Annotated in this window: 20 protein-coding genes; 15 read left to right on the top strand and 5 right to left on the bottom strand. The window is 39.7% G+C overall.

From position 1 onward, the window contains the following. Window positions 1-74: 74 nt before the first annotated feature. From I6J03_RS14530 to I6J03_RS14515, 4 genes are all read left to right on the top strand, one after another. Window positions 75-1,352, top strand: coding sequence for a deoxyribodipyrimidine photo-lyase (locus I6J03_RS14530; RefSeq protein WP_003005108.1), 1,278 nt, complete (start codon window positions 75-77; stop codon window positions 1,350-1,352). Between the two features lie 204 nt (window positions 1,353-1,556). Continuing rightward, window positions 1,557-4,301 carry a 2-oxoglutarate dehydrogenase E1 component gene (locus I6J03_RS14525; protein ID WP_201693765.1) on the top strand — a complete coding sequence of 915 codons (2,745 nt, stop codon included), beginning with the start codon at window positions 1,557-1,559 and terminating at the stop codon, window positions 4,299-4,301. Between the two features lie 55 nt (window positions 4,302-4,356). Next, the gene (gene odhB, locus I6J03_RS14520) at window positions 4,357-5,607 is read left to right on the top strand and encodes a 2-oxoglutarate dehydrogenase complex dihydrolipoyllysine-residue succinyltransferase (protein ID WP_201693763.1); all 1,251 of its coding nucleotides are present in this window, start codon (window positions 4,357-4,359) and stop codon (window positions 5,605-5,607) included. Between the two features lie 98 nt (window positions 5,608-5,705). Then, window positions 5,706-6,716 carry a hypothetical protein gene (locus I6J03_RS14515; RefSeq protein ID WP_003005131.1) on the top strand — a complete coding sequence of 337 codons (1,011 nt, stop codon included), beginning with the start codon at window positions 5,706-5,708 and terminating at the stop codon, window positions 6,714-6,716. A gap of 12 nt (window positions 6,717-6,728) precedes the next feature. Here I6J03_RS14515 and I6J03_RS14510 read toward each other — a convergent pair whose 3' ends face one another. Both I6J03_RS14510 and I6J03_RS14505 read right to left on the bottom strand, forming a co-directional pair. Further along, window positions 6,729-8,666 carry an LTA synthase family protein gene (locus tag I6J03_RS14510; RefSeq protein WP_003005134.1) on the bottom strand — a complete coding sequence of 646 codons (1,938 nt, stop codon included), beginning with the start codon at window positions 8,664-8,666 and terminating at the stop codon, window positions 6,729-6,731. Between the two features lie 2 nt (window positions 8,667-8,668). Next, complete coding sequence (locus tag I6J03_RS14505; RefSeq protein WP_003005137.1) at window positions 8,669-10,549, bottom strand: LTA synthase family protein; 1,881 nt, start codon at window positions 10,547-10,549, stop codon at window positions 8,669-8,671. Between the two features lie 167 nt (window positions 10,550-10,716). Between I6J03_RS14505 and I6J03_RS14500 the strand changes: the two genes are divergently transcribed. The 3 genes from I6J03_RS14500 (at window position 10,717) to I6J03_RS14490 (ending at window position 14,595) form a co-directional block, all read left to right on the top strand. Continuing rightward, on the top strand, window positions 10,717-13,332 hold the full coding sequence (locus I6J03_RS14500) for a valine--tRNA ligase (protein WP_039989652.1): 2,616 nt from the start codon (window positions 10,717-10,719) through the stop codon (window positions 13,330-13,332). Window positions 13,333-13,448: 116 nt separating this feature from the next. Continuing rightward, a complete protein-coding gene (locus I6J03_RS14495) occupies window positions 13,449-14,132 on the top strand; it encodes a M15 family metallopeptidase (RefSeq protein ID WP_232279649.1) in 684 nt (227 codons plus the stop codon). A gap of 25 nt (window positions 14,133-14,157) precedes the next feature. Further along, window positions 14,158-14,595, top strand: a complete 438-nt coding sequence (locus tag I6J03_RS14490; RefSeq protein ID WP_003005146.1) for an SRPBCC family protein — start codon at window positions 14,158-14,160, stop codon at window positions 14,593-14,595. 79 nt (window positions 14,596-14,674) lie between these two features. On the opposite strand, the gene dnaB is transcribed toward I6J03_RS14490, so the two are convergent. After that, complete coding sequence (gene dnaB / locus I6J03_RS14485; protein ID WP_002999406.1) at window positions 14,675-16,273, bottom strand: replicative DNA helicase; 1,599 nt, start codon at window positions 16,271-16,273, stop codon at window positions 14,675-14,677. A 451-nt stretch (window positions 16,274-16,724) separates the two neighbouring features. Between dnaB and ubiE the strand changes: the two genes are divergently transcribed. From ubiE to I6J03_RS14460, 5 genes are read left to right on the top strand one after another with little or no spacing between them, the layout of a single operon-like run. Beyond that, window positions 16,725-17,465, top strand: a complete 741-nt coding sequence (gene ubiE / locus I6J03_RS14480) for a bifunctional demethylmenaquinone methyltransferase/2-methoxy-6-polyprenyl-1,4-benzoquinol methylase UbiE (protein ID WP_003005149.1) — start codon at window positions 16,725-16,727, stop codon at window positions 17,463-17,465. Further along, a complete protein-coding gene (locus I6J03_RS14475) occupies window positions 17,462-18,292 on the top strand; it encodes a hypothetical protein (protein ID WP_003005152.1) in 831 nt (276 codons plus the stop codon). Before ubiE ends, I6J03_RS14475 begins: the two co-directional genes overlap by 4 nt. A 7-nt stretch (window positions 18,293-18,299) precedes the next feature. Beyond that, window positions 18,300-19,064, top strand: coding sequence for an SDR family oxidoreductase (locus I6J03_RS14470; RefSeq protein WP_003005155.1), 765 nt, complete (start codon window positions 18,300-18,302; stop codon window positions 19,062-19,064). Window positions 19,065-19,093: 29 nt separating this feature from the next. Continuing rightward, window positions 19,094-19,543, top strand: coding sequence for a GatB/YqeY domain-containing protein (locus I6J03_RS14465; RefSeq protein ID WP_003005158.1), 450 nt, complete (start codon window positions 19,094-19,096; stop codon window positions 19,541-19,543). A 20-nt stretch (window positions 19,544-19,563) separates the two neighbouring features. Continuing rightward, window positions 19,564-20,016, top strand: a complete 453-nt coding sequence (locus tag I6J03_RS14460) for a GNAT family N-acetyltransferase (RefSeq protein ID WP_003005161.1) — start codon at window positions 19,564-19,566, stop codon at window positions 20,014-20,016. Between the two features lie 34 nt (window positions 20,017-20,050). Here I6J03_RS14460 and I6J03_RS14455 read toward each other — a convergent pair whose 3' ends face one another. Both I6J03_RS14455 and I6J03_RS14450 read right to left on the bottom strand, forming a co-directional pair. Next, complete coding sequence (locus I6J03_RS14455; protein ID WP_003005164.1) at window positions 20,051-21,007, bottom strand: GNAT family N-acetyltransferase; 957 nt, start codon at window positions 21,005-21,007, stop codon at window positions 20,051-20,053. 3 nt (window positions 21,008-21,010) lie between these two features. Then, the gene (locus I6J03_RS14450; RefSeq protein ID WP_003005167.1) at window positions 21,011-21,844 is read right to left on the bottom strand and encodes a 1-acyl-sn-glycerol-3-phosphate acyltransferase; all 834 of its coding nucleotides are present in this window, start codon (window positions 21,842-21,844) and stop codon (window positions 21,011-21,013) included. Window positions 21,845-22,054: 210 nt separating this feature from the next. Between I6J03_RS14450 and I6J03_RS14445 the strand changes: the two genes are divergently transcribed. The 3 genes from I6J03_RS14445 to porG all read left to right on the top strand — a co-directional run bounded on the left by I6J03_RS14445 (window position 22,055) and on the right by porG (window position 24,593). Beyond that, entirely contained in the window at window positions 22,055-22,717 is a 663-nt protein-coding gene (locus I6J03_RS14445; RefSeq protein WP_003005171.1) for a CBS domain-containing protein, read from the top strand. A 73-nt stretch (window positions 22,718-22,790) separates the two neighbouring features. Continuing rightward, window positions 22,791-23,675 (top strand): NAD kinase, encoded by an 885-nt coding sequence (locus tag I6J03_RS14440; RefSeq protein ID WP_201693761.1) that lies wholly within the window; start codon window positions 22,791-22,793, stop codon window positions 23,673-23,675. 54 nt (window positions 23,676-23,729) lie between these two features. Continuing rightward, entirely contained in the window at window positions 23,730-24,593 is an 864-nt protein-coding gene (gene porG, locus I6J03_RS14435) for a type IX secretion system protein PorG (protein ID WP_003005178.1), read from the top strand. Window positions 24,594-24,600: the final 7 nt, after the last annotated feature.

Below are 24,600 nucleotides of genomic sequence, written 5' to 3'. Positions count from 1 at the left end.
CTAATAAATAATGTATATTTGTAGTTATTTAGAAAGATTCAACATAACTTGTTGAAGCGTTTAAGAAAAGTTTTATGGAAAGTAAAGTGACTCTTATTTGGTTTAGAAACGACCTTCGTTTTCATGACAATGAGATTCTTTTTGAAACAGTCAGTAAAAGTCCTATTATTATTCCTGTTTATTGCTTTGATCCCCGTTATTTTTCCAAAAAATCCAGCGGTCATCGCAAGACAGGGGTTCACAGAGCACGCTTTATCCTGGATGCAGTAAGAGAGTTGAAGGAAAAATTTGCGGCGATGGGTTGTGATTTAATGAGCTTTGTTGGCTATCCTGAAGAAATCATCCCCAGACTCGCAGCCAAATACGAAGTCAATGAAGTTTTTCATCATCGAGAGGTCGCATCACGCGAAACCATAATTTCTGAAAACGTAGAAACCGCACTCTGGAAACTCAAGATCAATCTAAAACATTTTATCGGACACACCTTATACCATAAAGAAGACCTTCCTTTTCCTATCCGTGATATTCCCAATGATTTCATGGTATTCAAAAAGAAAATAGAAAGAGAAAGTACAGTAAGGCAACCCTTCCCGACTCCGGAAGTAATGGTAACGCACCCTCATCTGGAAAAAACGACTATACCGACACTGGAGGAACTGGGATATACGGCCGAGGAAATACAAACTGCAAATAATAACCCTATCCATCTGCGCGGAGGGGAAGATGAAGCCCTCAAAAAAGTTGAAGAAGTACTATCAGGACAATTCAATGAGCAGTTGGACTATATGATGCTGTCACCTTACATTGCTGCAGGTGCACTATCCCCGATCTATCTTTATCATAAAATAAAAGATGCAAAACTTGTCCTGAATAAAAAAAGAACAGAAAAATTGACTGCACAGCTACTGTGGAGAGACTACTTCCGTTTTATGCTTAAAAAATATCCTAATGTATTCTTTAAGAAAAACGGAACAGGCAAGAATGAATATTCAAATACCGATACCAACCCTGAAGATTTGAAAAAGTGGCAATCCGGACAGACAGGCCATGTATTTATAGATAAGGCGATGCAATTCCTGTCACAGACGGGCAATCTGCCATCAGACCTTAAAAAAATAGTCAGCCTGTTTTTTGTTCAGGAATATCAGGGAGACTGGAGAAAAGGCGCATCCTATTTTGAAGATATTCTCATAGACTATGCTCCTGCTACCACATACGGATATTGGGCGCATTATGCAGGTGTAGGAACGAGTATTAAAAACAATACTCCGGCATCCTGGGAAGTTCAAATGAAGAATAGTTATCCGAACGGACTGGAAATACCCCTCTTTGACCAAAATATTGTGGCTTAAATAAATAATCGAACAGCTCTAAGAGCCAAAACCGACATATTTAAAAAGTATTTGACCTGAGCAATACGGTTTTTCGAAAACATGCGTTGAAAAGGTCAATACTCTCATTATGAACTTTAAAAACATACTATTTTCTGACAAATGATTAGCCAAAACTCTTTTATAATTCCTAACTTTGGCGAAATTATACTTTTACGTTTCTAAATGGACAATTTAACATATTTGAGCAACGCCGATTCAAGCTATATTGACGGTCTGTACCAAGCTTATAAACAAGATCCGCAATCCGTTGATTTCGGTTGGCAAAAGTTTTTTGAAGGATTTGATTTTGGATTGACAGAAGAAAAAGCAGGTATCTCAGGAGAAGCAGGTGCTGCACCGGAACATTTCTTAAAAGAAATCAATGTATTGAACATGATCAACGGCTACAGAGATCGTGGTCACCTGTTTACCGAAACTAATCCTGTCCGTGAACGTCGTAAATATTTTCCAGGTAAAGAATTAGAAACATTCGGTCTCTCAGAGGCTGACATGGATACTGTATTCAATGCCGGTGTAGAAGTAGGTCTAGGCCCTGCCAAACTCAGGGATATCCGCCAGCTGATTGAAGACACATACTGTCGCTCTATCGGTGCCGAATTTCGTTATATCCGTAACCCGGAGAAAATCAAATTTCTTCAGGATAAAATGGAAGTGGAACGCAGTACGCCAAACTTCTCTTTGGATAAGAAAAAACGTATCCTTAAAAAATTAAATGAAGCTGTAATTTTCGAGAACTTTCTGGGAACCAAATTTTTGGGTCAGAAACGCTTTTCTCTTGAAGGAGCAGAGAGTCTCATCCCTGCACTGGATTCTATCATTGAAAAAGGTTCAGAAATCGGAATACAGGAATTTGTATTGGGTATGGCTCACCGTGGCCGTCTGAATGTACTTGCCAATATCATGGGTAAATCGTACAAAACGATTTTCTCTGAATTCGAAGGTAAGATGCTGGAGGAAGATCCTGAAATCCACTTCGGAGGTGATGTAAAATACCACTTGGGATTCTCCTCAGATGTAAAAACTGATGACGGTAAATCCGTACACTTAAGTCTTGCTCCTAACCCTTCTCACTTAGAAACAGTAGATGCTATCATCGAAGGTATGGTACGCTCCAAGATCGATATGAAATATGAAGGTGATTCATCTAAGATCGCTCCGATTATGATTCATGGAGATGCAGCTGTAGCGGGACAAGGTATCGTATATGAAGTCATTCAGATGTCCAAACTGGATGGTTACAAAACCGGAGGAACGATCCACATTGTCATCAACAACCAGGTAGGTTTTACCACCAACTTTAAAGATGCACGTTCATCAACATATTGTACAGATATTGCTAAAGTAACATTATCTCCTGTATTCCATGTGAACGGAGATGATGTAGAAGCATTGGTATACGCTATCAATCTGGCAGTAGAATACCGTCAAAAATATAAAACAGATGTATTTATAGATCTGTTGTGCTACAGAAGATTCGGTCATAACGAAGCTGATGAGCCTAAATTTACACAACCTCTGCTTTATAAAGCGATAGAAAAACACGCCAATCCGCGTGAGATCTATGCACAAAAATTACTGGATCAGGGCAGTGTTGATGCCAATCTGGCAAAAGAAATGGAAAAAGAATTCCGCAGCCTGCTACAGAGTCGTCTGGATGAAGCTAAGGAATCTCAAAAATTAAATGATGAAACGCCGATGTTCTCAGGAGCATGGAAAGGACTTCGTCAGGCAAAGGCCAATGATATCTTTAAAGTTGCAAATACAAAAGTAGACAAGAAGAAATTTCTGGAACTTGCCAAACAAATCAGTACACTTCCATCCGATAAAAAATTCTTCCGTAAAATCACAAAAGTGTTTGAAGATCGTCTGAAAATGATTGAAAACAACAATTATGATTGGGCAATGGGAGAACTGATGGCCTATGCTACACTTCTGAATGAAGGAAACCGTGTCCGTATTTCGGGTCAGGACGTACAACGTGGTACATTCTCGCACCGCCATGCCGTAGTCACATTGGAAGATTCAGAAGAAAAATATGTGCCTTTAGCAAATATTGAAGGTGGTGACAAATTCAACATCTACAACTCACACCTTTCAGAATACGGCGTATTAGGATTTGAGTATGGATATGCTTCTGTCAATCCACATTCACTGACCATCTGGGAAGCACAGTTCGGTGATTTTGCAAATGGTGCTCAGATTATCTTTGACCAGTATATTTCCAGTGCAGAGACAAAATGGAGACGTTCTAATGGCCTTATTATGTTATTACCTCACGGTTATGAGGGACAGGGTCCTGAACACTCTTCAGCACGTATTGAACGTTATCTGGAGCTGTGTGCCAACAATAATATCATCGTAGCGAACTGTACTACTCCGGCAAACTACTTCCACCTGTTGCGTCGTCAGTTGCATAGAGACTTCCGTAAACCATTGGTAGAAGCTACACCTAAAAGTCTGCTTCGTCATCCAAAAGCGGTATCAACATTAGAAGATTTCACTGAAGGAGCTTTTCAGGAAGTAATCGACGATCCAAACGTAACAGCGAAATCTGTGAAACGTGTCATCCTTTGTTCAGGTAAGATCTATTACGAATTATTGGAAAAACAAGAAGCAGACAAACGAAATGATGTGGCGATTGTTAGAATAGAACAACTCTTCCCTGTTGCCTTTGATCAGATCGCTGCATTGCGTAAGAAATATGCAAAAGCAGAATTTATCTGGGTACAGGAAGAAAACGAAAATATGGGAGCATGGCCATTCTATCTGCGTAAATTCAATGGTTCAGATCTCAATCTGACTGTTATTGCAAGAGAAGAGAGCGGAAGTACAGCGACAGGATACATGAAACAACACGCTGCCCAGCAGGCTTCCATTATTAATAAAGCATTCGAATTAAAAAAATAAAACATAAAACGGCAGCTGATCTTACCATCAGCTGTAGTTCACAAAAAGAGAATATATGAGCTTAGAAATCAAAGTACCAGCCGTAGGTGAATCGATTACGGAAGTAACCTTAGCACAATGGTTGAAACAAGATGGCGATTATGTAGAAATGGATGAAAACATCGCCGAATTGGAATCTGATAAAGCAACATTCGAATTACCTGCGGAGAAAGCCGGTATCTTGAAAATCATTGCACAAGAAGGAGATACTTTAGAAATTGGTGCTGTAGTATGTACAATCGAAGAAGGATCTGCACCTGCCGGCGGTGATGCTGCCCCTAAAGCAGAAGAAACCAAAGCTGCTGCACAGCCTGCTGCATCTACACCTGCGCCAGCGGCTGCAGACGATGAAGATCAAAATTCATATGCTGCAGGTACTGCATCTCCTGCTGCTGCTAAAATATTAAGAGAAAAAGGAATCGATCCTGCTGCTGTAAAAGGTACAGGAAAAGATGGCCGTATCACAAAAGAAGATGCTGAAAAAGCGCAGGCCGGTGCTAAACCTGCAGCAGCTCAGCCAGCAACTTCTGCTCCTGCTGCTACATCGGCTCCTGCGGTTGCCGGCGCACGCAACGAGCGTCGTGAGAAAATGACTTCTTTACGTAAAACCATTGCTAAACGTCTGGTAGCAGTGAAGAACGAGACAGCTATGTTGACTACATTCAATGAAGTTAACATGCAGCCGATCATGGATCTGCGCGCTAAATACAAAGACACATTCAAAGAGAAACATGGTGTAGGTCTTGGATTTATGTCATTCTTTACAAAAGCAGTTACAACAGCACTAAAAGAGTGGCCTGCAGTAAATGCCCGTATCGAAGAAAACGAACTGGTATACTCTGATTTTGCAGATATCTCTATCGCTGTATCAGCACCAAAAGGATTAGTTGTACCGATCATCCGTAATGCAGAATCTCTTTCACTACATGAAATCGAGAAAAAAATCGGAGAATTAGCCGGTAAAGCCCGCGACAACAAATTGACTATTGAAGAAATGACAGGTGGTACATTTACCATTACAAATGGTGGTGTATTCGGATCTATGATGTCCACTCCTATTATCAACGCTCCTCAGTCTGCAATCCTGGGAATGCACAATATCATCCAACGCCCTGTTGCAGAAAACGGCCAGGTAGTGATCCGTCCGATGATGTATATCGCATTATCGTATGATCACCGTATTATCGACGGACGTGAGTCTGTTAGCTTCCTGGTACGTGTAAAACAATTACTGGAAGATCCTGCTAGATTACTATTAGAAGTATAGTTCTTTAGTCACATTCCATAAAATAATACTACAGGCTATACTAACAATATAGCCTGTTTCCGTTCCTTATTTTCTTACTTGCTAAAATCTCTATACTTATGGTTAGAAGATTAATTACGTCACTCCTCTTGTTATTATTATATTTAAATTCCAATGCGCAGAATATTGGCTATCAAATAGATTTTCTGGGATACGCTGATAACAGAGAATTTAAAGCTCCTTATACCGAATCCAAAACAATTTTCGGAACACGTATATCCCCCGAACTCTACTTCAAACTGGGCGACAACCATACTGTACATGGAGGAATACATGTAGCTCAGGAATTCGGAGAAAGAGAGCATAAAAATCCTATGTTGAGGCCCATTATTTACTATAATTACAGGAATGAAAACTTTGATTTTTCCATAGGCCATATTCCACGTTATGATCTGATGAAGAATACCCCACGTGCTATTCTCAATGATACGCTCATCTACTTCAGACCCAATATTGAAGGAATGATGCTGGCGTACAGAAACGATCATTTTCAGCAAAGGCTCTTTATAGACTGGACCAGCAAACAATCTGACAAATACCGTGAAGGATTTTTGGTCGGCATGAATGGAAAAGTAACAGTTGGTGATTTTTATTTTTCGGACGATCTCATTTTATGGCATAATGCTCTTTCCGCAAATAGTAATATTGATGAGCATATTCAGGATAATGGCGTCGGCATATTCAAACTGGGAAGCAATCTGACAAACAAAACACCTTTAGATTCTTTAATAATAGATGCCGGTATAATGATCGGTATAGACCGGATAAGATCCCAATATGATTTCAGAGTGAAGAAAGGGTTCATTGCTAATATCTACATGGCTTTTAAGTCCTTTTCATTAGAAAACACATTCTATAAAGGAGGGAGTCAAAATACGCCTTATGCAGACAGTCATTTCAGATACAGCACATATGACCGGCTTGATGTTGGCTGGTCTCCCATTCAATCGGCCAATATTCAGGGTACACTCAAACTCGCTTTGCATTTCACTCCCGGCCGGATAGACAACCAGCAAATGTTTACACTGCGTTATCTTTTGAACAGAGGTATTCGTGTAAATAAGAAGTAAACAAACAGTAATTTACTTATTATATGTCAGCTTATTCGCGATCATACGATTGTTGTATTGCTGAATAAAAGCCTTCATTTTGGTTTCCATTGTATCCAGAACAGGAGGATGTTGCTTAAGTAGATCGGTTTTCATAAACAGGTCCTCTTTCAGATTAAATAACGTAAGCGGACCTTTGCTGTCATAGGTCATAAAGTAATCCTTGTAATAGAAATTAAAAGATCCCGAATTGTTATTGACCACAAAGTTGTCATGCTGCTGTTCATCAAATCCGTTAAAACCAAATGAAAAATAAGGTTTATCATAATGAAGATAACTCAGTACAGTTGGCATAATATCCGTTTGCTGAATGAGCTTTGAAGAGCGACCTTTGAGATCTCCGCCCGGATAATAGAATATAATCGGGATCGCATACGCATTGGGCAATGTCTTATATTCCGGAAGATAACTTACAGTAGCATGATCGGCACAGATTACAAATAGTGTATTTTTATACCAGGGCATTTTTGACGCTGTAGCAAAAAATTCTTTTAAAGCATGATCTGTATATCCTACAGGCTCCTGTACTTCTAAAGGTCCTTTTGGAAAAACACCTTTATACTTCTCCGGTACCTTAAAAGGATGGTGTGAAGACAAAGAAAAGAAACTGGCAAAAAAAGGTTGTTTGAAAGTGTTTATCTTATTTGCCATAAACTGCATAAACGGCTCATCCCAGATCCCCCATATTCCGTCAAAATCCGCATCATTATTATATTCGTTCTTACCGAAATAATTCTTGATTCCTGCCAGTCTGGTATACGCTGAAAAGCCCATACTTCCATTGGGAGCACCATGGAAAAATGCAGTTTCATAGCCTTTATCACCCAGCAGTTTTGCGATACTAGTTGTTTCATTACCCGAATAGATAGAAAGTACAAAAGGCTCTCCAACCGAAGGGATGCCCGTAATCACAGAAGGCAAAGCATCTATAGATTTACGTCCGTTTGCATAAGAATGATCAAAAGTATAAGCCTGTCCGATCAGCGAATCCAGAAACGGAGTATATCCTTTGTATTGTCCGTTCTGAATATCTCTGTTCAAGGCACCAATATGTTCCTTTGCATAACTCTCCAAAATCAGGAAGACTACATTAAGCTTACGGAATGAAGCCGTATCCGCAGGCTGATGAACAGTTGTATAAATCTTATCCAGTTCCTCATCAGTAAAGTAATGAACAGGCTTTAAATTAACAGCCTTAAGTGTCTTCAATATTGAAAAAGGCGTATTCAGCACAATATTCATCTCCTCAGGCACTTTGACATAATCTCCTGCATTGCTCAAAGTGATAGGTCTCGTGCTGTGTGCCCATCCGCCACGTACTCCCCCGATAAACAGAAAAGCATAAAACAACATCAGTATAAGGTGAATACCCGCTGTTTTCCAGCTGAATACCCGAGGCTTTTCAACCTTGATAAGGTCATATGTCTTTGCTAAAAGATAAACCAGTCCGACAAATAATACAACCAGATACCAGTAACCCAGCAAAAAATCAAAAGTAAGCTTCAGCAGATTACTTTCATTGGCAAACTGATCAATTACAGTCCCTGTAGTTCTCTTTAATGTGAAAGGATAATAGGCATAATCGATCAGGTTAAGTGCTATACCGATGCTATTTGTAATAACAAATATCCATTTCGCTATCCGCTGGTAAGTACCGTTATACTTGAAAGGAACAGGAATAATATAGAGTAAAATATAAAGAATATTGAGATAAAGCAAAGCAGCAACATCAAACTTGACACCACCTCTCATCATGATAAAAAGTTCACCTCCACTTACATTAGGGAACAAACCAATATTAATCCAGTAAAAACCAATCCGCAATACTGCATAAATAAATAAAAGCAGTAAAAAACGGAGAGCTACAGCTATAAAAGGAGCCACAGTATGCTTTAATGTCAATATTTTCATATCTAATACTTCAAAAATTCATCGTAAACCTTTTGGTAGTACGCTTTAGCTATATTTAATAAACTATCATTTTTGGCAACAGGATAAGCTCTGTTTTGATTGTAATTGATGATTTTACCGATGTTGTCAAAACTTAAGGCCTGCTCAGGAGTGATTACCCCAAAGGCATCCTTAGAATTATAAAACGCAATCTGCGGAGTAGTCTTATTAAACAAGTCCCTGCTCCAGTGATAGCGATGAGAGGATATCCCCATCTGCTGCAACAAAGTCGCTACAAGATCAGTCTGATTACCTATGCGGGAGTAAATTTTACCCTTATACTCCGGTTTTATGACATCTCCGAAAAACAATAACGGGATATGAAAACGATTAGGATGAGACAGATCCCATTTCTCAGATGGCAAACGATGTCCGTGATCTGCGATCACCACAAAAAGGGTGTTCTTGTACCACTCTTTCTGCTTAGCTTTTGTAATAAAATCGTACATCACCGAATCCGTATAATATGCGGTACTTCTGAATTTATCAGCATTCGTCTTATTGCCAAACTTATATCCGTTCTTAAGTTCAAACGGTTCGTGATTGATCAGTGTAAAGATTGTAGAAAAGAAAGGTCTCTTTTCCTTATCAAAATCTGACAGCATACGTTTGAACACCTCATGATCATATGCTCCCCAGGAAGCACGGTCAACATGGTTATCAAAATTGGCATTATCTACAATCTTAGCTATGCCATGCATATACATGTAAGATTTGAAATTATAAAACTCACTCTGACCACCGTGATAGAAAGAAGTATGATAACCCGCAGAATCCAACTCCTGTCCTATAGCCGGCATATTCTCATGCTTATCTATATATTTGATAATGCTTTCAGGTCCCTGAGCAGGAAAAGCACTCAGCGTACCTACCATCCCCTTATCAGACCGATCCGAGGCAGAATAGATGTGATCGAAGAATACCCCTTCGCGGATAAGTTTTTCAAAATTCGGCGAGATACCCTTCTCTCCTCCCATAGAAGCAACCAGATCACCAACGTAACCTTCCAGAAGAATAAGCACTACATTAGGCCTCTTATTAGTCAGTATTTCCACCGTTGAATCCTGATTTGCAACGAAAGCAGGTTCCAATGCTTTCGTCAGGGAATTCGTGTCCGGGTAGAAACTATACGGATTCTTCAGTTTAGTACTCCTTTTGAAATAATCCCGCAAAAGTGCCCATTGCGTATTCACTGCAGCATGATTGTAAAATGTTGTTTCCGAAAAATAAGCCTTACTTGGATTTAAGGTCGCACGCCCGTATCCGCCACGGATAAACGTAAACAGAATAAAAACACAGCCAACAAATTTTAATACATTGGGTAAAACTTTCTTCAGGTTAAAATAATGCACCTTACCCAACATCCAGCGATACAATTTCCATCCTACAAAAATAAAAATGATCATCCCCAGGATAGGGACAAAAATAGGAGTAGATTCAGCAGACGCAACTGCTCCTGAGGGAGATGCCCAGAAAGCATCAATAGCTCTCCGCGAAATTTTATCGCCCCACTCTCTGTAAATATTAATATTGATAAAGGTAACTATAGCATATACCGTCAGTACACTGACGGTATAGATGTCCATCCATCTTCTCGAAAAACGCAATTTAGGAAAAAAAGAAAGTACACTATAGAACAGAAACGGAAGCGCTACAATATAAGAGACTGCAGACAGATCTAGTGAGAGTCCGTTATAGTAAATCCGGAAAATATCAGCGAAATGATTAAAGCCTACCTTCTCAAAAAAAGAGCAGATGAATAACAGGCGATCCACAAAAGTGATAAGGAGCCAAAACAAAAAATATTGAACCAGAGCCCTTACCTCATTAGTTATATCATTCATTGTTAACGTCAAATAAAAATAATGGTGCAAAAGTACACTAAATTCAGTGAGTTAATTCTGTATTAACAAAATATTATCAAAGTATGATGACTCTTTTACAAACGGAATCTTCAAATAAGTAAGGACAAATGCTTATTTTTGTATTCTTTTATTTTTTACTTACAAAAATGAGTATAGCGAAAACTTACAATCCTAAAGAAGCTGAAGAAAAATGGTACAGCTATTGGATGAATAACGGATTTTTCCGTTCGACTCCAGATGAACGTGAACCGTATACAATAGTAATGCCTCCTCCTAATGTTACCGGAGTTTTACACATGGGTCATATGTTGAACAATACGATTCAGGATGTATTGATCCGTCGTGCACGTATGCAAGGTAAAAATGCATGCTGGGTACCCGGAACAGATCATGCATCTATTGCTACGGAGGCTAAAGTCGTCGCTATGCTTAAAGAACAGGGTATTGATAAAAAATCGATCAGCAGAGAAGATTTCCTGAAATATGCCTGGGAATGGAAAGAAAAATACGGAGGCATCATCCTGAAGCAGCTGGAAAAATTAGGGGCATCATGTGATTGGGAACGCACTAAATTCACAATGGATCCGGATCTTTCCGAAGCGGTATTGGATACCTTTATCAAATTCTATAAAGAAGGATATATCTACCGTGGAGTACGTATGGTCAACTGGGATCCTCAGGGAAAGACAGCTTTGTCCGACGAAGAAGTAATCCGTAAAGAGGTTAACCAAAAACTATACTACATCCGCTATAAGGTAAAAGATTCTGACGAGTACGTTGTCATTGCGACCACACGTCCTGAAACTATCATGGCCGATTCAGCAATATGTATCAATCCGAATGATGAACGTTACCAGCATTTAAAAGGAAAAACAATTCTTGTACCTCTGGTAAACCGAGAGATACCAATCATCGAAGATGAATACGTAGATATGGAATTCGGTACAGGCTGTTTAAAAGTAACACCGGCACACGACCTTAATGACTACGAACTGGGACAAAAACACAATCTCGAAGTTATAGACATCCTCAATGATGATGGTACACTAAACGGGAAAGCTATTATCCTTATTGGTGAAGATCGCTTTATCGCCCGTAAAAAAGTAGCAAAACTACTGGAAGAAGCAGATCAGATCGAAAAAATAGATGATTATAAATCCCAGGTCGGATTTTCCGAACGTACAGATGCTGCCATCGAACCTAAGCTGTCGATGCAATGGTTCTGTAAAATGGATGAACTGGCCAAACCGGCACTGGACTATGTAATCAGCGGTGAAGTCAACCTGATACCGGACAAATTTACAGCCAGCTACAAGCACTGGATGGAAAATGTCAAAGACTGGTGTATCTCCCGTCAGCTATGGTGGGGACAACGTATTCCGGCCTGGTATAATGACAAAAACGAATGGGTAGTTGCCAAAACGCAGGAAGAAGCCATTCAGGAATTCACAAGCCAGGGCAAATCAGCGGATGGTATACGTCAGGAAGATGATGTATTAGATACCTGGTTCTCTTCTGGTCTATGGCCAATGTCTGTTTTTGATGGTGTACGTAATCCTGAAAACGAAGATTTCAACTATTATTACCCGACCAACGATCTGGTGACAGCTCCCGAAATTCTATTCTTCTGGGTAGCACGTATGATGATCATGGGGCATAATTATACAGGAAAAGCTCCTTTCAAGAATGTATATCTGACTGGAATCGTACGCGACAAACTGGGCCGTAAAATGTCTAAATCACTGGGCAATTCTCCGGATCCTATCGAACTGATGGAACAATATGGTACTGATGGAGTACGTGTAGGTATGCTGCTGTCCTCCCCTGCCGGAAATGACCTTATGTTTGATGTATCCTACTGTGAACAAGGACGTAACTTTGCTAATAAGATCTGGAATGCATTCCGTCTGGTAAAAGGTTGGGAAATCTCAAATGAACCGGCACCGGAAGCAGACAGAACTTCTGCAGCATGGTTTGAATCCAGATTTAATCAGGCACTGGTAGAAATCGAAGAACACTTTGCAAGCTACAGATTATCAGACGCCTTGATGGCGACATACAAACTCATCTGGGATGATTTCTGTGCATGGTACCTGGAATTGATCAAACCGGCTTACGGATCTCCGATCCCTGCTGAGACATTTGAAACGGCAAAGGGATTCTTCCAGCGGGTATTGACGTTGGCACATCCGTTTATGCCATTCCTCACAGAAGAGCTATGGCATGACGAACTATTCGGCAAACGCGAGGATAAAGACTGCTGTATCGTAGCAGAATACCCTAAAACTGCAGCTTTTGATGAAACGCTTATCAAAGAATTCAACACGGTAAAACAAGTTATATCTGAAGTAAGAAATGTGCGGAATACCAAGCAGATCTCGCCCAAGGTAGCACTGCCACTGGCAATAAATGCAAACGATATTGACTTCAGAAAATATCAGGACAGCATTATCAAACTTGCAAATATATCAGAACTGACATTTGTAAAAGAAAAGATCGCAGGTGCTGTGAGTTTCCTTGCAGGACGTGATGAATGTTATATTGCAATGGAAAATAATATCGATGTGAATGCAGAACGTGAACGTATCGGCAAAGAAATCGAATACCTTAAAGGCTTCCTGATCTCGGTAGACAAAAAACTTTCTAACGAACGTTTTGTCCAAAATGCAAAACCTGAAGTTGTTCAGAATGAACAAAACAAAAAGGATGATGCACAAACGAAAATCAAAATCCTTGAAGAAAGTCTCGCTAATCTAAGCTAATATTCTTCAGACAGTATAATACAGAGGCTTCGTCACTTGTGGACGGAGCCTTTGTTTGTTTACAAATAAGGTATTTTCACCATTAAGTTCTTAAATTTATGTTCACCGATATCAAAATGAAAAAGATCATTATAATCAGTCAGCTTCTTTTGGGCACCCTTTCCTGCGCCTCCATACATCCTGTACAAAAGCTTCCGGACGGTTTTGTGTATATCCATAAGCTGATTCCAAATATTCAGTATGACATCCGCTATGCAGGCAACCACAACTTTACAGGGAAAAAGATCAACAGCTATAACAAAGAAGTAGCAATCCTTTCAGAACCCGCAGCAAAGGCGCTGAAGAAAATTCAGCGGGAACTGAACAGAAAAGGATTGGGACTCAAAATATTCGATGCCTACCGTCCTCAGGCAGCAGTAGATAATTTCAAAGAGTGGGCATTGATTATAGAAGATACCCTTGCTAAGAAAGAGTTCTATCCGGATACCGACAAAAGAGACCTCTTCAAATCAGGATATATCGCAGAAAAATCAGCACATAGCAGAGGCAGCACCGTAGACCTCACACTTATCTATATCAAAAGCAAAATCGAACTGGATATGGGAAGCCCGTTTGACTATTTCGGCACACCTTCCCATCACGATTATGCTGATCTCACTGGCAGACAGAAAGAAAATCGCCAGATTCTCAAAACAATAATGGAAAAGTACGGTTTTAAATCTTACCGGAAAGAATGGTGGCATTATACCCTTAAAGATGAACCTTATCCAAATGAATACTTCAACTTTCCGGTAGAATAGATCAAATTGAAAAACACATTTCGCTATGACAACACTGACTTACAGCATTGAAATCAATGCAACTCCCGAAAAAATCTGGCAAACACTTTGGGATCAGGAAAACTACAAAATATGGACAAATGTATTCAGCCAGGGAAGTTATTATAAGATTTCAGATTTTAAAGAAGGAAATACCATTCATTTTCTGACTCCGCGCGGAGACGGGATGTACAGTCTGATCAACAAGCTTGAGTATCCGGACTATATATCCTTTCAGCATCTCGGTGAAATAGTCAATTTTGAAGAAGTACCCAATCACGATCCGGAATGGGGAGAGTTATACGAAATATACGAACTTCATACGGAAGGACAAAAGACTAAGCTCATAGTGAAAGTAGATACACTGACTGAATATACAGAAAGTATGAATAAGACATTTCCTCTGGCACTACAAAAAGCGAAAGAAGTTGCTGAACAGCCTTAATCATAAATCACTACCCAGACAAAGAATATTAACATTCAGTCTGCCTGAAGAATTAAAATTTCAGTACAATCTAAAAAGATTAAAACGGAGCGTCATCCGGCATATCATTCATACGCGAAGGCATTGTGATACCGCCTCCACCAAAACCTTCAAATGAAGTTGAAGGATTCATGGCTGATGAAGAAAACGAAGTTGGTTCGGCACCGAAACCACCAGCATCTCCCATACCCGAGAATTCATCTTCGAGATCGACGAACTTTACGAATTTACCAACGAAACGCAAAGGCACAATACCAGTTTCCCCATTACGGTGTTTGGCAATGATTACCTCACCTACACCCGCCGTAGGACGTCCTTCCTCATCTTCGGTAAGACCATAGTATTCCGGACGATACAGGAAGAGTACCATATCCGCATCCTGCTCGATAGATCCCGATTCACGCAAATCGGAGAGCATTGGACGTTTACTGTTTCCCGGACGGGATTCTACCGCACGGCTCAACTGCGAAAGAGCCAACACAGGAATATTCAACTCCTTGGCAACAGACTTCAGTGCCCGGGAGATACTACCGATCTCCTGCTCACGGTTACCACCTCCCTTGCCTTCAGATTTACCATGCATCAGCTGCAGATAATCTACAATGACCATCTGAATATCGTGTTGTGCTTTCAGACGACGACATTTAGCACGGAATTCAAAAACGTTAAGGGCAGGCGTATCATCGATAATAAGAGGAGCCTCTGTCAAACGCCCGATTCGGGAATGTAACTGTTGCCACTCATGATCCGCGAGGTTACCCTTTTTAAGTTTTTCCTGTTCAATTTCAGTTTCACCTGCGATAAGACGATTCACCAGCTGAACCGAGGACATCTCCAGTGAGAATACCGCTACAGGTTTATTATGATCCACAGCGGCATTACGCGCTACAGAAAGGACGAATGCCGTCTTTCCCATCGCAGGACGAGCCGCAATAATAACAAGATCCGAAGGCTGCCATCCTGAGGTCATACGGTCTAAAGCCGTCAGACCGGAAGGAACACCCGTCAGACCGTCAGTCTTATCTCTTAACAACTCTAAAGAAGAAATAGCCTCACGCATAATGTCATCCATCTTACGGGAGTCTCTTCTTAAATTGTTTTGTGCAATATCAAACAAACTCTTCTCCGCATGATCCAGAAGATCAAAAATATCCGCCGTCTCGTCATAAGAGCTATTGATAATCTCAGTAGAAACCTTAATCAGCTCTCTCTGAATATACTTTTGGGATATAATACGGGCATGGTATTCAATATTTGCCGCAGATACCACACGATCCGTAAGAGACGTAATGTAGTACGCCCCACCAACCATCTCCAGTGCACCCATCTTACGCAATTCGGTGATCACCGTCAAAATATCAATAGGAGAAGTTTTCTGAAACAGATTGAAGATCGCTTCAAAAATCTTCTGATGAGCCTCCTTATAGAAGGATTCCGCTTTCAGAATATCAATGATCTCACTCAACGCATTCTTCTCCAGCATAAGAGCACCCAAAACAGCTTCTTCCAGATCAATTGCCTGCGGAGGTAACTTGCCCAACCCACTGACCAGATTATTGAGACGCGTCCGACGCTCTCCGTAATTTGCCCGCTTATTGCTGTCAAATTTATTGCCTGAAAATTCGTTTTCGTTGCTCATGTTGAGGACCTACGTTTGTTTGTCGATGATTAAATATTTTGAAATCCTTTGTTGAGAATTTTAGTTACTCTCGCATTGGGGATAACAAAAGTATAAAAAATACTTTTGGTCCAAACAAAGAGTTGTACACAGCCTTAAAAGTTGCCTCAACAATCATACTAAAAACTGTTGGTACAGACCGCTTAAGGCGACTTAGTTATCAACAGCAAATGTGAATAAAATGTGAGTTACTATTATAACTGCTAAATTATCAAATTGTTATGTAAATGTGGATAACTTTAGCGTTTGTTAACAACATAAAATTACACAAACCGATTTCGCTTAATTAAAGCACCATATACAGCTAATGCCTGTAGCGATTAACAGTCAATGACTTATAGAATAATAGTGAAAAAATATTTCTAAAACAGGACGTCACTAGCTGCAAGATAATATTGTATCTTTGTAAACTATGACAAATGAATCATCCACTTTAAAGCCATATAAAAACGCAGAAGGCGACAAAAAAACACAAGTTGCAGATATGTTCAACAATATATCCAAGACTTACGATTTTCTGAACCATTTTATGTCCTTAGGTATTGATATTATCTGGCGTAAAAAAGCAATCCGTTCCCTCAGATCGATTCAACCTCAACTCATGCTGGATGTAGCAACCGGAACCGGAGATTTTGCATTAGAGTCTATCAAGATATTAAATCCAAAAAAAATCATAGGTGTAGATATTTCGGAAGGAATGTTACAGGTAGCGCAGGAAAAGATTACAAGTAAAGGTCTGCAGCAACAATTTGAAGTTCAACTTGGAGATTCAGAAAAACTGCTGTTCGAAGACAATACTTTTGATGCAGTAACAGTCGCTTTCGGAGTACGTAACTTTGAAAACCTGGAACAGGGGCTTGCAGACATTTGTCGGGTACTCAAACCGGGAGGAAAAGCGGTCATTCTGGAATTTTCAAACCCCAAATCCTTCCCGATTAAACAGCTGTACAATTTTTATTTCCATAATGTTACACCATTAATTGGCAAATTATTCTCGAAAGATAGCAGTGCATATTCTTATCTTCCTGAATCTGTGGCTAAGTTTCCGGATGGAAACAGGTTTGCGACCATCATGAAAGAAGTAGGATTTTCTGAAACAATCATACGTCCGCAGACATTTGGTGTATGTACCATCTATGTTTCTACAAAATGATAAAAAAGCTCAGTTTTATAATTGGTCTGGTTACCCTGCCCTTTTTAGTAAGTGCACAATCCATCTCATTGCCTTTTTCATCCCGATATGACGAGGATGCTACGCTCCTGTTTGGTATACAATACTCCTACGTCAATTCACGATATGTCATGGGACTAAAAAAAGATTGGTCCGGGTACCCATTAGATTATCCTGAGGGAAATATTAATGAAATCAAAGATCTTCGGTCCATCAAATCCGGAGTAGGCCATGGTATGGGTGTAGGAATACCTATTCATCTCAGAATCACAGACAACCTTTATAGCACCCTAAGCCCTACATTTGTTTTTATAAACAATTCCAGTATCATTTATACCGGAACAAATGACGACGGCACTACACAGAAAAGCCTGACCCGAAGAACAAGACATACCACAAGATCAGAGGGAGGGACAAATTTTAATTCATTTGAATTTCCGTTAAGTCTCAAATTCCGGTCAGATGAGAAAATTCTCAAAAATAAGTTTAACAGATACAGAGGATATATGATAGCCGGTGTGAAATGGACAAAATGGAGTCAGCTCAGCAACGATTATGATGCATTGATGGCCAGTAACCAGCAATCTCCCGACCCTATTATCATCAAACCGGATTACCTTTCATGGGAAGCCGGCATAGGAGCAGATATTTTCTTTACACACTTCAAAGTGTCTCCTGAGATTAAATTTGCTCAGAGTTTTGGTAATGTACTTGATCAGAACCATCCGTTGGCCGTAAATAACAAATTTATGCGCCCGCTGGACAAAACACTGATCCGCAACGTATATTTTAGTTTAATCTTTCAATAATATAAAAATGGAAAAAATCGCTTTTATTACAGGAGCCAGTTCCGGAATCGGTGCTGCCTGTGCTGAAGTATTAGCAAAAGAAGGCTACAACCTTCTGCTATGTGCAAGAAGAATAGAAAGATTAGAGGAGTTAAAACAGCATATTTCCGCTCAATATCCGGACTGTAACATCTATATTTTCAAATTGGATGTCCGCAATGCAGAAGAAGTACAGTTATCTGTCAACAATCTGCCGGAGGAATGGAAAAACATTGATGTCCTGATCAACAATGCAGGACTCAGCCAGGGACTGGATCCGATTCAAAATGGAGATATAGGAGACTGGGATCGGATGATAGATACCAATATAAAAGGTCTGCTCTATGTGACACGTACAGTAGTCCCTTTCATGGAGGCCCGTAAAAAAGGTCATATTGTCAATTTAGGTTCTATTGCCGGGAAGGAGGTCTATCCTAACGGAAATGTATATTGTGCTACCAAACATGCCGTAGATGCCCTGAATAAAGCAATGCGAATAGATTTGTTGTCCAAAGGCATTAAAGTGACCGGAATAAATCCGGGAATGGTAGAAACCGAGTTTTCAGAAGTAAGATTCCACGGAGATACAGACCGTGCTGCTGCAGTATACAAGGATATCACACCACTTTCCGGAAAAGATATAGCAGAAACCATCGCTTTTGTGCTTTCGCGCCCGGCACATGTCAATATCAATGATCTGCTGATCATGCCTGCAGCACAGGCAACAGGTACAATCGTACACAGAGGAGAATAACAAATACAAAAAAATAAAACATACATAATATGGCATTAGAAGAAAAAATTAATCAGGATATCAAAGCTGCTATGATCGCGAAAGACAATGCAAAACTTCGTGGTCTTAGAGCAATAAAAGCTGCTATTCTACTCGCCAAAACTGAAAAAGGCGGTAGTGAGGATTTATCAGAAGACACCGAAATCAAAGTGCTTCAGAAACTCGTAAAACAGCGTAAAGAATCTGCAGAAATATATAAAACACAGAATCGTGAAGATCTGTATCAGATAGAAGTAGAAGAACAAAACGTAATCGAAGAGTATCTGCCAAAACAACTGGATCGTGCGGAAGTTGAATCCATCATCAAGCAAATCATTCAGGAAACGGGAGCTTCATCCGATAAAGATATGGGTAAAGTCATGGGCGCAGCCAATCAGAAACTTGCCGGTCAGGCAGACGGAAGAACGATTTCTGAAGTCGTCAAAAGTTTACTTTCTTAATATTCCTAAATAGTTCAGATATGACAACAGTCTGGTTTTATAAAACATTTGATGCACTGTCGACCAATCAGCTCTATCAGATACTGAAGCTTCGCAACGAAGTTTTTGTGGTGGAGCAAAACTGCCCGTATCTGGATTGTGATAATAAAGATCAGAAATGTGACCACCTGTGGGCTATGATCAACAATGATATCGCGGCCTATGCGCGTATAGTGCCTGCAGGCGTATCTTTTAAAGAGGTATCCATCGGGCGGGTATTGTCTAATCCAGCCTACAGAAAACAGAAAATTGGCCGCGAGCTGATGCGAAGAGCAGTAGACAACATCATGGATCAATACGGAGCAGTAGATATACGTATCGGTGCACAGCTTTATCTCAAAGCATTCTATGAAAGCTTTGGTTTTCAGCAAGCCTCAGAAGAATACCTGGAAGATGGTATCCCACATATTGAGATGCTGAGAAAACCTCAGTAAAAAAGAAAAGCGCTTTTAACAAGCGCTTTTCTTTTTATTTCTTTTTCTTGGGATTACCATATTCACTATCCCTCTCAAAGGTAGACATATGCCTTTCCTTTTTAACCGGATAGATATCATCAAGTGTAACCAGAATCCCTGTTTCTTCCACCTCTCCAAACTCATCATTGCGGGCAGTCCCGAATGACTTCATCGTCGGGGATAAATTCATATAGGTATTGATCAATGGAGGAATATTTTCTCCCATACCTCTCACTTTAGAGTTAAGCAACTTATACCCTTCCTTGTAATCCAATCCTTCAAACATTCCCGCATACTGGCTCATATCGGTTTTATAACCAACAGCACGAATAGGCGTTACCAAATTATCCGGATCCGGAAAGTAATGTTCCATAAAATAGAGCAACAAATCTCTTGCTTCCACATTATAGTGCGGATACATAGTCACTTTCCCGAATAAATATTTGATCTCGGGATTCAGCATGACCAGAGCCCCCAGTCCGTCCCAAAGATTATCCAGAGAAAAGATACCTTTACGATTATCAATTGCCGGCTGAAAACGCGGTTGAACAAAGGAACGCCCCAACTCTATTGTATACGGAAGATACTCCGAAATAAATTTTTCAGAAAAATTAAAATAATGAGCTGTCGAAAGATTGATCACTCCATCTTTCCAGCTGGCTTCCGAACATTTAATAAGACGATATCCGGCAATGATTTCCTCCTCTTCGGGATTCCAGGCGATCAATTGATCATAACAATCTTCGCTTGTATCATTTTCGTCAATATCAATGGATAAGCCCGTACCTCCGCCTGCTGCTCTGAACGTTACTTCACGCAATCGTCCAATTTCGCGCATAACATTCGGCGCATTATGATGATTGATTACATAGACTTCATTATTTCCATTGTTGGTAAAGCGTACAAAAGCCTCCTTTGTAAGTTCAGCCTTTATCAATTCTTTGTCAACAGGAGCAATAATTTCTTGCATAGATTATTTTTTTACCTCAGCCATGTTATAGACCAACTGTTTCACTTCTTCTGCCCACACTTTCTCACTTTTTGATGTATCAAAATGCGTGTAGGGAATTCTTTTTCCGATCTTGATAGTTACACGGTGATTACGTTGGGCAAACATCTCATCCGGAAGATACAACATCTCCAGATTCACTTTCAAACCCAATTTCTGTCTGAGTTGAGCAAAATTATAAAAAAAGTTGGAATTCTTTCCCTCAATATACACAGGAATAATATCCTTTTTATATTTTTTTGCTTTGTTTATAAAACTCTTTTTCCATTCCAGGTCCATGATCTTTCCATTTTGCTTTCTGGAAACCAGCCCGGCAGGGAACACCAGCAAGGCGTCATCGCCCGCATATGCCCTTTCGATCATCTCTATTCCATTTTTACCCTGCGTACCTAATTTGTTTACCGGAATAAAAAGAGGCTGTAAATTTTTAATATTTAGAAGAATGTCATTGACCAAAAATTTGACATCTCTGCGATATCTTCCTACGGCGTGCATGAAAGCTACGCCGTCCAATCCACCCAAAGGATGATTAGAAGCGAAGATCACACTATCTTCAAGCGGAATATTCTCCTCTCCTTCCAACACGACCTCCACACCAAGCTCTTCCAGCAAATCATCTACAAAATCTAATCCGTAACGATCCTCAAATTTATTCATGATATAATTGATCTCATCTTCATGAATTACCCTTTCCAGATAACTGATAAAAGGAGATGGAATCCATTTCGCCAGTTTAGGACTCTTTTTACGAATTACTTCTCTTACTTCAATAAACTTCTTCTGTTCTTCCTGCTGCATATGGTTGCTATAGTCGATACGCTAATGAAATGTAAAAATAGTGAAAATCCAACGCTCTTTGTGTATCGTCACATAAATTTTAAATACCTCATTAAATACTCCATATACTATTTGCATATGTTCACATATTGCTTAACTTCGTACAAATAGCACGATAAGATTAAACGTTTTCCTTTTTTGAGTGTTTAATATAGAAAAGCAACACGGCATATGTACATCGGTGAAATACTATCTCAAAAATTTTGTGAAGTCAGTCCTTCAGACACTGTTCAGAAGGGACTCGATAAGATAGGTGAATTTCACCTGTCCCATCTTCCGGTTGTTTCGAATAAGGAGTACATCGGAATGATTAATGAAGATGAACTTCTGAATCATGAAGATGAAACAGATATTATCAAAAATCTCAAACTCAATCTGGCACCTCTGTATCTTTATGAGTATCAGCACGTCTATGATGCAATGCTGTATCTTACTAATTACAAAATCGAACTGTTGCCGATTCTGAATAAAGACAATCGTTACGTAGGCATTATTACAGCACAGGACGTATTACAGGCCCTTAACAGTTTACAATCCAACAATGAGACGGGAGCGATAATCGTTCTTGAAATCGGCGCGAAAGATAATGCCCTGTCACATATCGCACATATTATCGAGTCAGATAATGCCAGTATTCTGAGTACCGCAGTAAAAACATTACCGGATTCTTCAAAACTCGAATTGACAATAAAAGTCAACAAAACTAACATTTCATCTCTGGTAGCTACACTTTGGAGATTTGATTATGTGGTCAAGGCTACATTTAATGATGGAAATGATGAAAATGATATGCAACAGCGATACGATCTGCTTATGAATTACCTCAATATTTAGTATTAGCGTACTTTTTTCTCATCTTTGAAAAAAATAACAAATAGCAATCCTGTATTGCTGCAGAAATATAAGTATGAAAATAGCGATCTACGGAAGAGAATTTAACCTTTCGGTTTTGTCGTATGTACAACAATTGTTTGATTTTTTAAACAAAAAGGATCTTGAGATATGCATTTATGCAGATTTCTATGAATTTTTAAAAAGCAAATTCCCCTGTCAGGATAATCTCAGCACATTTACCAGCCACGAAGATATTCCCAAAGATGTAGCCTTTATGCTGAGTCTTGGCGGAGACGGAACGATGCTGTCCGCTGTTTCCATTATAAAAGATTCCGGTCTTCCCGTTGCAGGTATTAATTTTGGACGTCTGGGCTTTTTAGCGACCATCAATAAAACCGATATTGAAAAAGCACTGATTCAGATTCTCAATAATGCCTATACATTGCAAAAAAGAGCATTGCTGACAGTAGAATCTGATGAAGAAAAACTTTTTGAAGGAAAAAACTTCGCCTTGAATGATATCACTGTTTTTCGATATGATAGTTCAGCCATGATCACGGTCAATGCGCATATCAACGGGGAACTGCTGAATTCCTACTGGGCAGATGGATTAATCATCGCTACCCCTACAGGTTCTACAGCGTATTCATTAAGTTGTGGTGGTCCGATTATTATGCCTGGAAGCGGCAATTTTGTTGTCACCCCCATATCTCCCCATAACCTCAATGTAAGACCAATCGTCATTTCTTCAGATTTTGAGCTGAATCTGGAGATTGAAAGCCGTACCGGGAAATACATTTTAAGCTGTGACTCACAAAGTGTCACCCTGTCCTCTACTACAAAATTGAAAATAAAAAAGGCTCCTTTCTTCATTAACCTTATCCGGTTAGATAAAGAAGGCTATTTCAGCACATTAAGAGAAAAGTTGCTGTGGGGAATAGATGTACGAAATTATTAGGAGTATAAGCAGCTTCGTGTTTTGTTTTAATGTATTTTAACAACTTTTTATACAATGCTATTGATTGAAATACATTATCTTTACCGCAAAAAAACTATTTTGCAAAGACTTTTCTATAGCTTATTAGTACTAATTTGTTTTTTTCCAATTTGTAACCTTTCCGCCCAGCAATGGGAATTGGGGGCCAATCTGGGAACAACAGGATATATGGGCGATATCAACCCCAATAATCCGTTGTATTTCAAAAGTCTCGGCGGAGGTCTGACCGGCAAATATAATTTTAACCCCACCTGGGGAGTAAAAGGAGGCATCAATTATCTGCATCTGTTCGGATCAGATGCCAATAGCAGCAACGAACGTCAGATCCAGCGAAATCTTGCTTTTCAAAATAAAGCAATCGAAATATCGGCTATTGGTGAATTCAATTTCTTCAGATTCGTTCCCGGCAAAAACAAACTGGCCTACACACCTTATATATTCGCAGGAGTAGCAGCGATCTATCACAATCCGTATGTCAAATTCAGAACAGGAGAAAAATATGATCTCCGCGATCTGCAATTGGAATATGATGCAGCTAATAATCCCGGAAAATACAGTAAATTTGCACTGGCTATACCATTTGGTGCAGGCTTTAAATATAATATCAAAGGTCCGTGGAGTGTAGGTGCGGAACTGAATTATCGGGTAGTATTGTCGGATAATATTGACAACGTCAACAGAAACTATGCGACCAGTATGAAAGAAGGAATCGAGCAACAGATCGATCCCCTTGTCTGGGAAAGTCTTGCTGACAGATCCGGAAACTGGGAAGCAAACAAAGGAAAACTTCGCGGAGATGGTCGTCCGCATGATGCATATATGACTTTTGGTTTAACGGTAACCTATACCTTTATCAGCCAAAAATGTTACTGGTGGTAAGCCGGCA

The sequence above is a fragment of the Sphingobacterium spiritivorum genome, from assembly GCF_016724845.1.
In the GTDB taxonomy this organism is placed as follows: Bacteria; Bacteroidota; Bacteroidia; order Sphingobacteriales; family Sphingobacteriaceae; genus Sphingobacterium; species Sphingobacterium spiritivorum_A.
Note: the sequence above shows the minus strand (reverse complement) of the source record. Positions and strands in the feature narration are given on the sequence as shown.

Bases quoted from the DNA above. Each gene is read 5' to 3' on its own strand.
- I6J03_RS14525 (WP_201693765.1), top strand. From the start codon at position 1,557: ATGGACAATTTAACATATTTGAGCAACGCCGATTCAAGCTATATTGAC.
- porG (WP_003005178.1), top strand. From the start codon at position 23,730: ATGCTATTGATTGAAATACATTATCTTTACCGCAAAAAAACTATTTTG.
- I6J03_RS14440 (WP_201693761.1), top strand. From the start codon at position 22,791: ATGAAAATAGCGATCTACGGAAGAGAATTTAACCTTTCGGTTTTGTCG.
- I6J03_RS14460 (WP_003005161.1), top strand. From the start codon at position 19,564: ATGACAACAGTCTGGTTTTATAAAACATTTGATGCACTGTCGACCAAT.
- I6J03_RS14515 (WP_003005131.1), top strand. From the start codon at position 5,706: ATGGTTAGAAGATTAATTACGTCACTCCTCTTGTTATTATTATATTTA.
- I6J03_RS14530 (WP_003005108.1), top strand. From the start codon at position 75: ATGGAAAGTAAAGTGACTCTTATTTGGTTTAGAAACGACCTTCGTTTT.
- I6J03_RS14445 (WP_003005171.1), top strand. From the start codon at position 22,055: ATGTACATCGGTGAAATACTATCTCAAAAATTTTGTGAAGTCAGTCCT.
- I6J03_RS14500 (WP_039989652.1), top strand. From the start codon at position 10,717: ATGAGTATAGCGAAAACTTACAATCCTAAAGAAGCTGAAGAAAAATGG.
- dnaB (WP_002999406.1), bottom strand. From the start codon at position 16,273: ATGAGCAACGAAAACGAATTTTCAGGCAATAAATTTGACAGCAATAAG.
- I6J03_RS14450 (WP_003005167.1), bottom strand. From the start codon at position 21,844: ATGCAGCAGGAAGAACAGAAGAAGTTTATTGAAGTAAGAGAAGTAATT.
- I6J03_RS14495 (WP_232279649.1), top strand. From the start codon at position 13,449: ATGAAAAAGATCATTATAATCAGTCAGCTTCTTTTGGGCACCCTTTCC.
- I6J03_RS14490 (WP_003005146.1), top strand. From the start codon at position 14,158: ATGACAACACTGACTTACAGCATTGAAATCAATGCAACTCCCGAAAAA.
- I6J03_RS14505 (WP_003005137.1), bottom strand. From the start codon at position 10,549: ATGAATGATATAACTAATGAGGTAAGGGCTCTGGTTCAATATTTTTTG.
- odhB (WP_201693763.1), top strand. From the start codon at position 4,357: ATGAGCTTAGAAATCAAAGTACCAGCCGTAGGTGAATCGATTACGGAA.
- ubiE (WP_003005149.1), top strand. From the start codon at position 16,725: ATGACAAATGAATCATCCACTTTAAAGCCATATAAAAACGCAGAAGGC.
- I6J03_RS14455 (WP_003005164.1), bottom strand. From the start codon at position 21,007: ATGCAAGAAATTATTGCTCCTGTTGACAAAGAATTGATAAAGGCTGAA.
- I6J03_RS14465 (WP_003005158.1), top strand. From the start codon at position 19,094: ATGGCATTAGAAGAAAAAATTAATCAGGATATCAAAGCTGCTATGATC.
- I6J03_RS14475 (WP_003005152.1), top strand. From the start codon at position 17,462: ATGATAAAAAAGCTCAGTTTTATAATTGGTCTGGTTACCCTGCCCTTT.
- I6J03_RS14470 (WP_003005155.1), top strand. From the start codon at position 18,300: ATGGAAAAAATCGCTTTTATTACAGGAGCCAGTTCCGGAATCGGTGCT.
- I6J03_RS14510 (WP_003005134.1), bottom strand. From the start codon at position 8,666: ATGAAAATATTGACATTAAAGCATACTGTGGCTCCTTTTATAGCTGTA.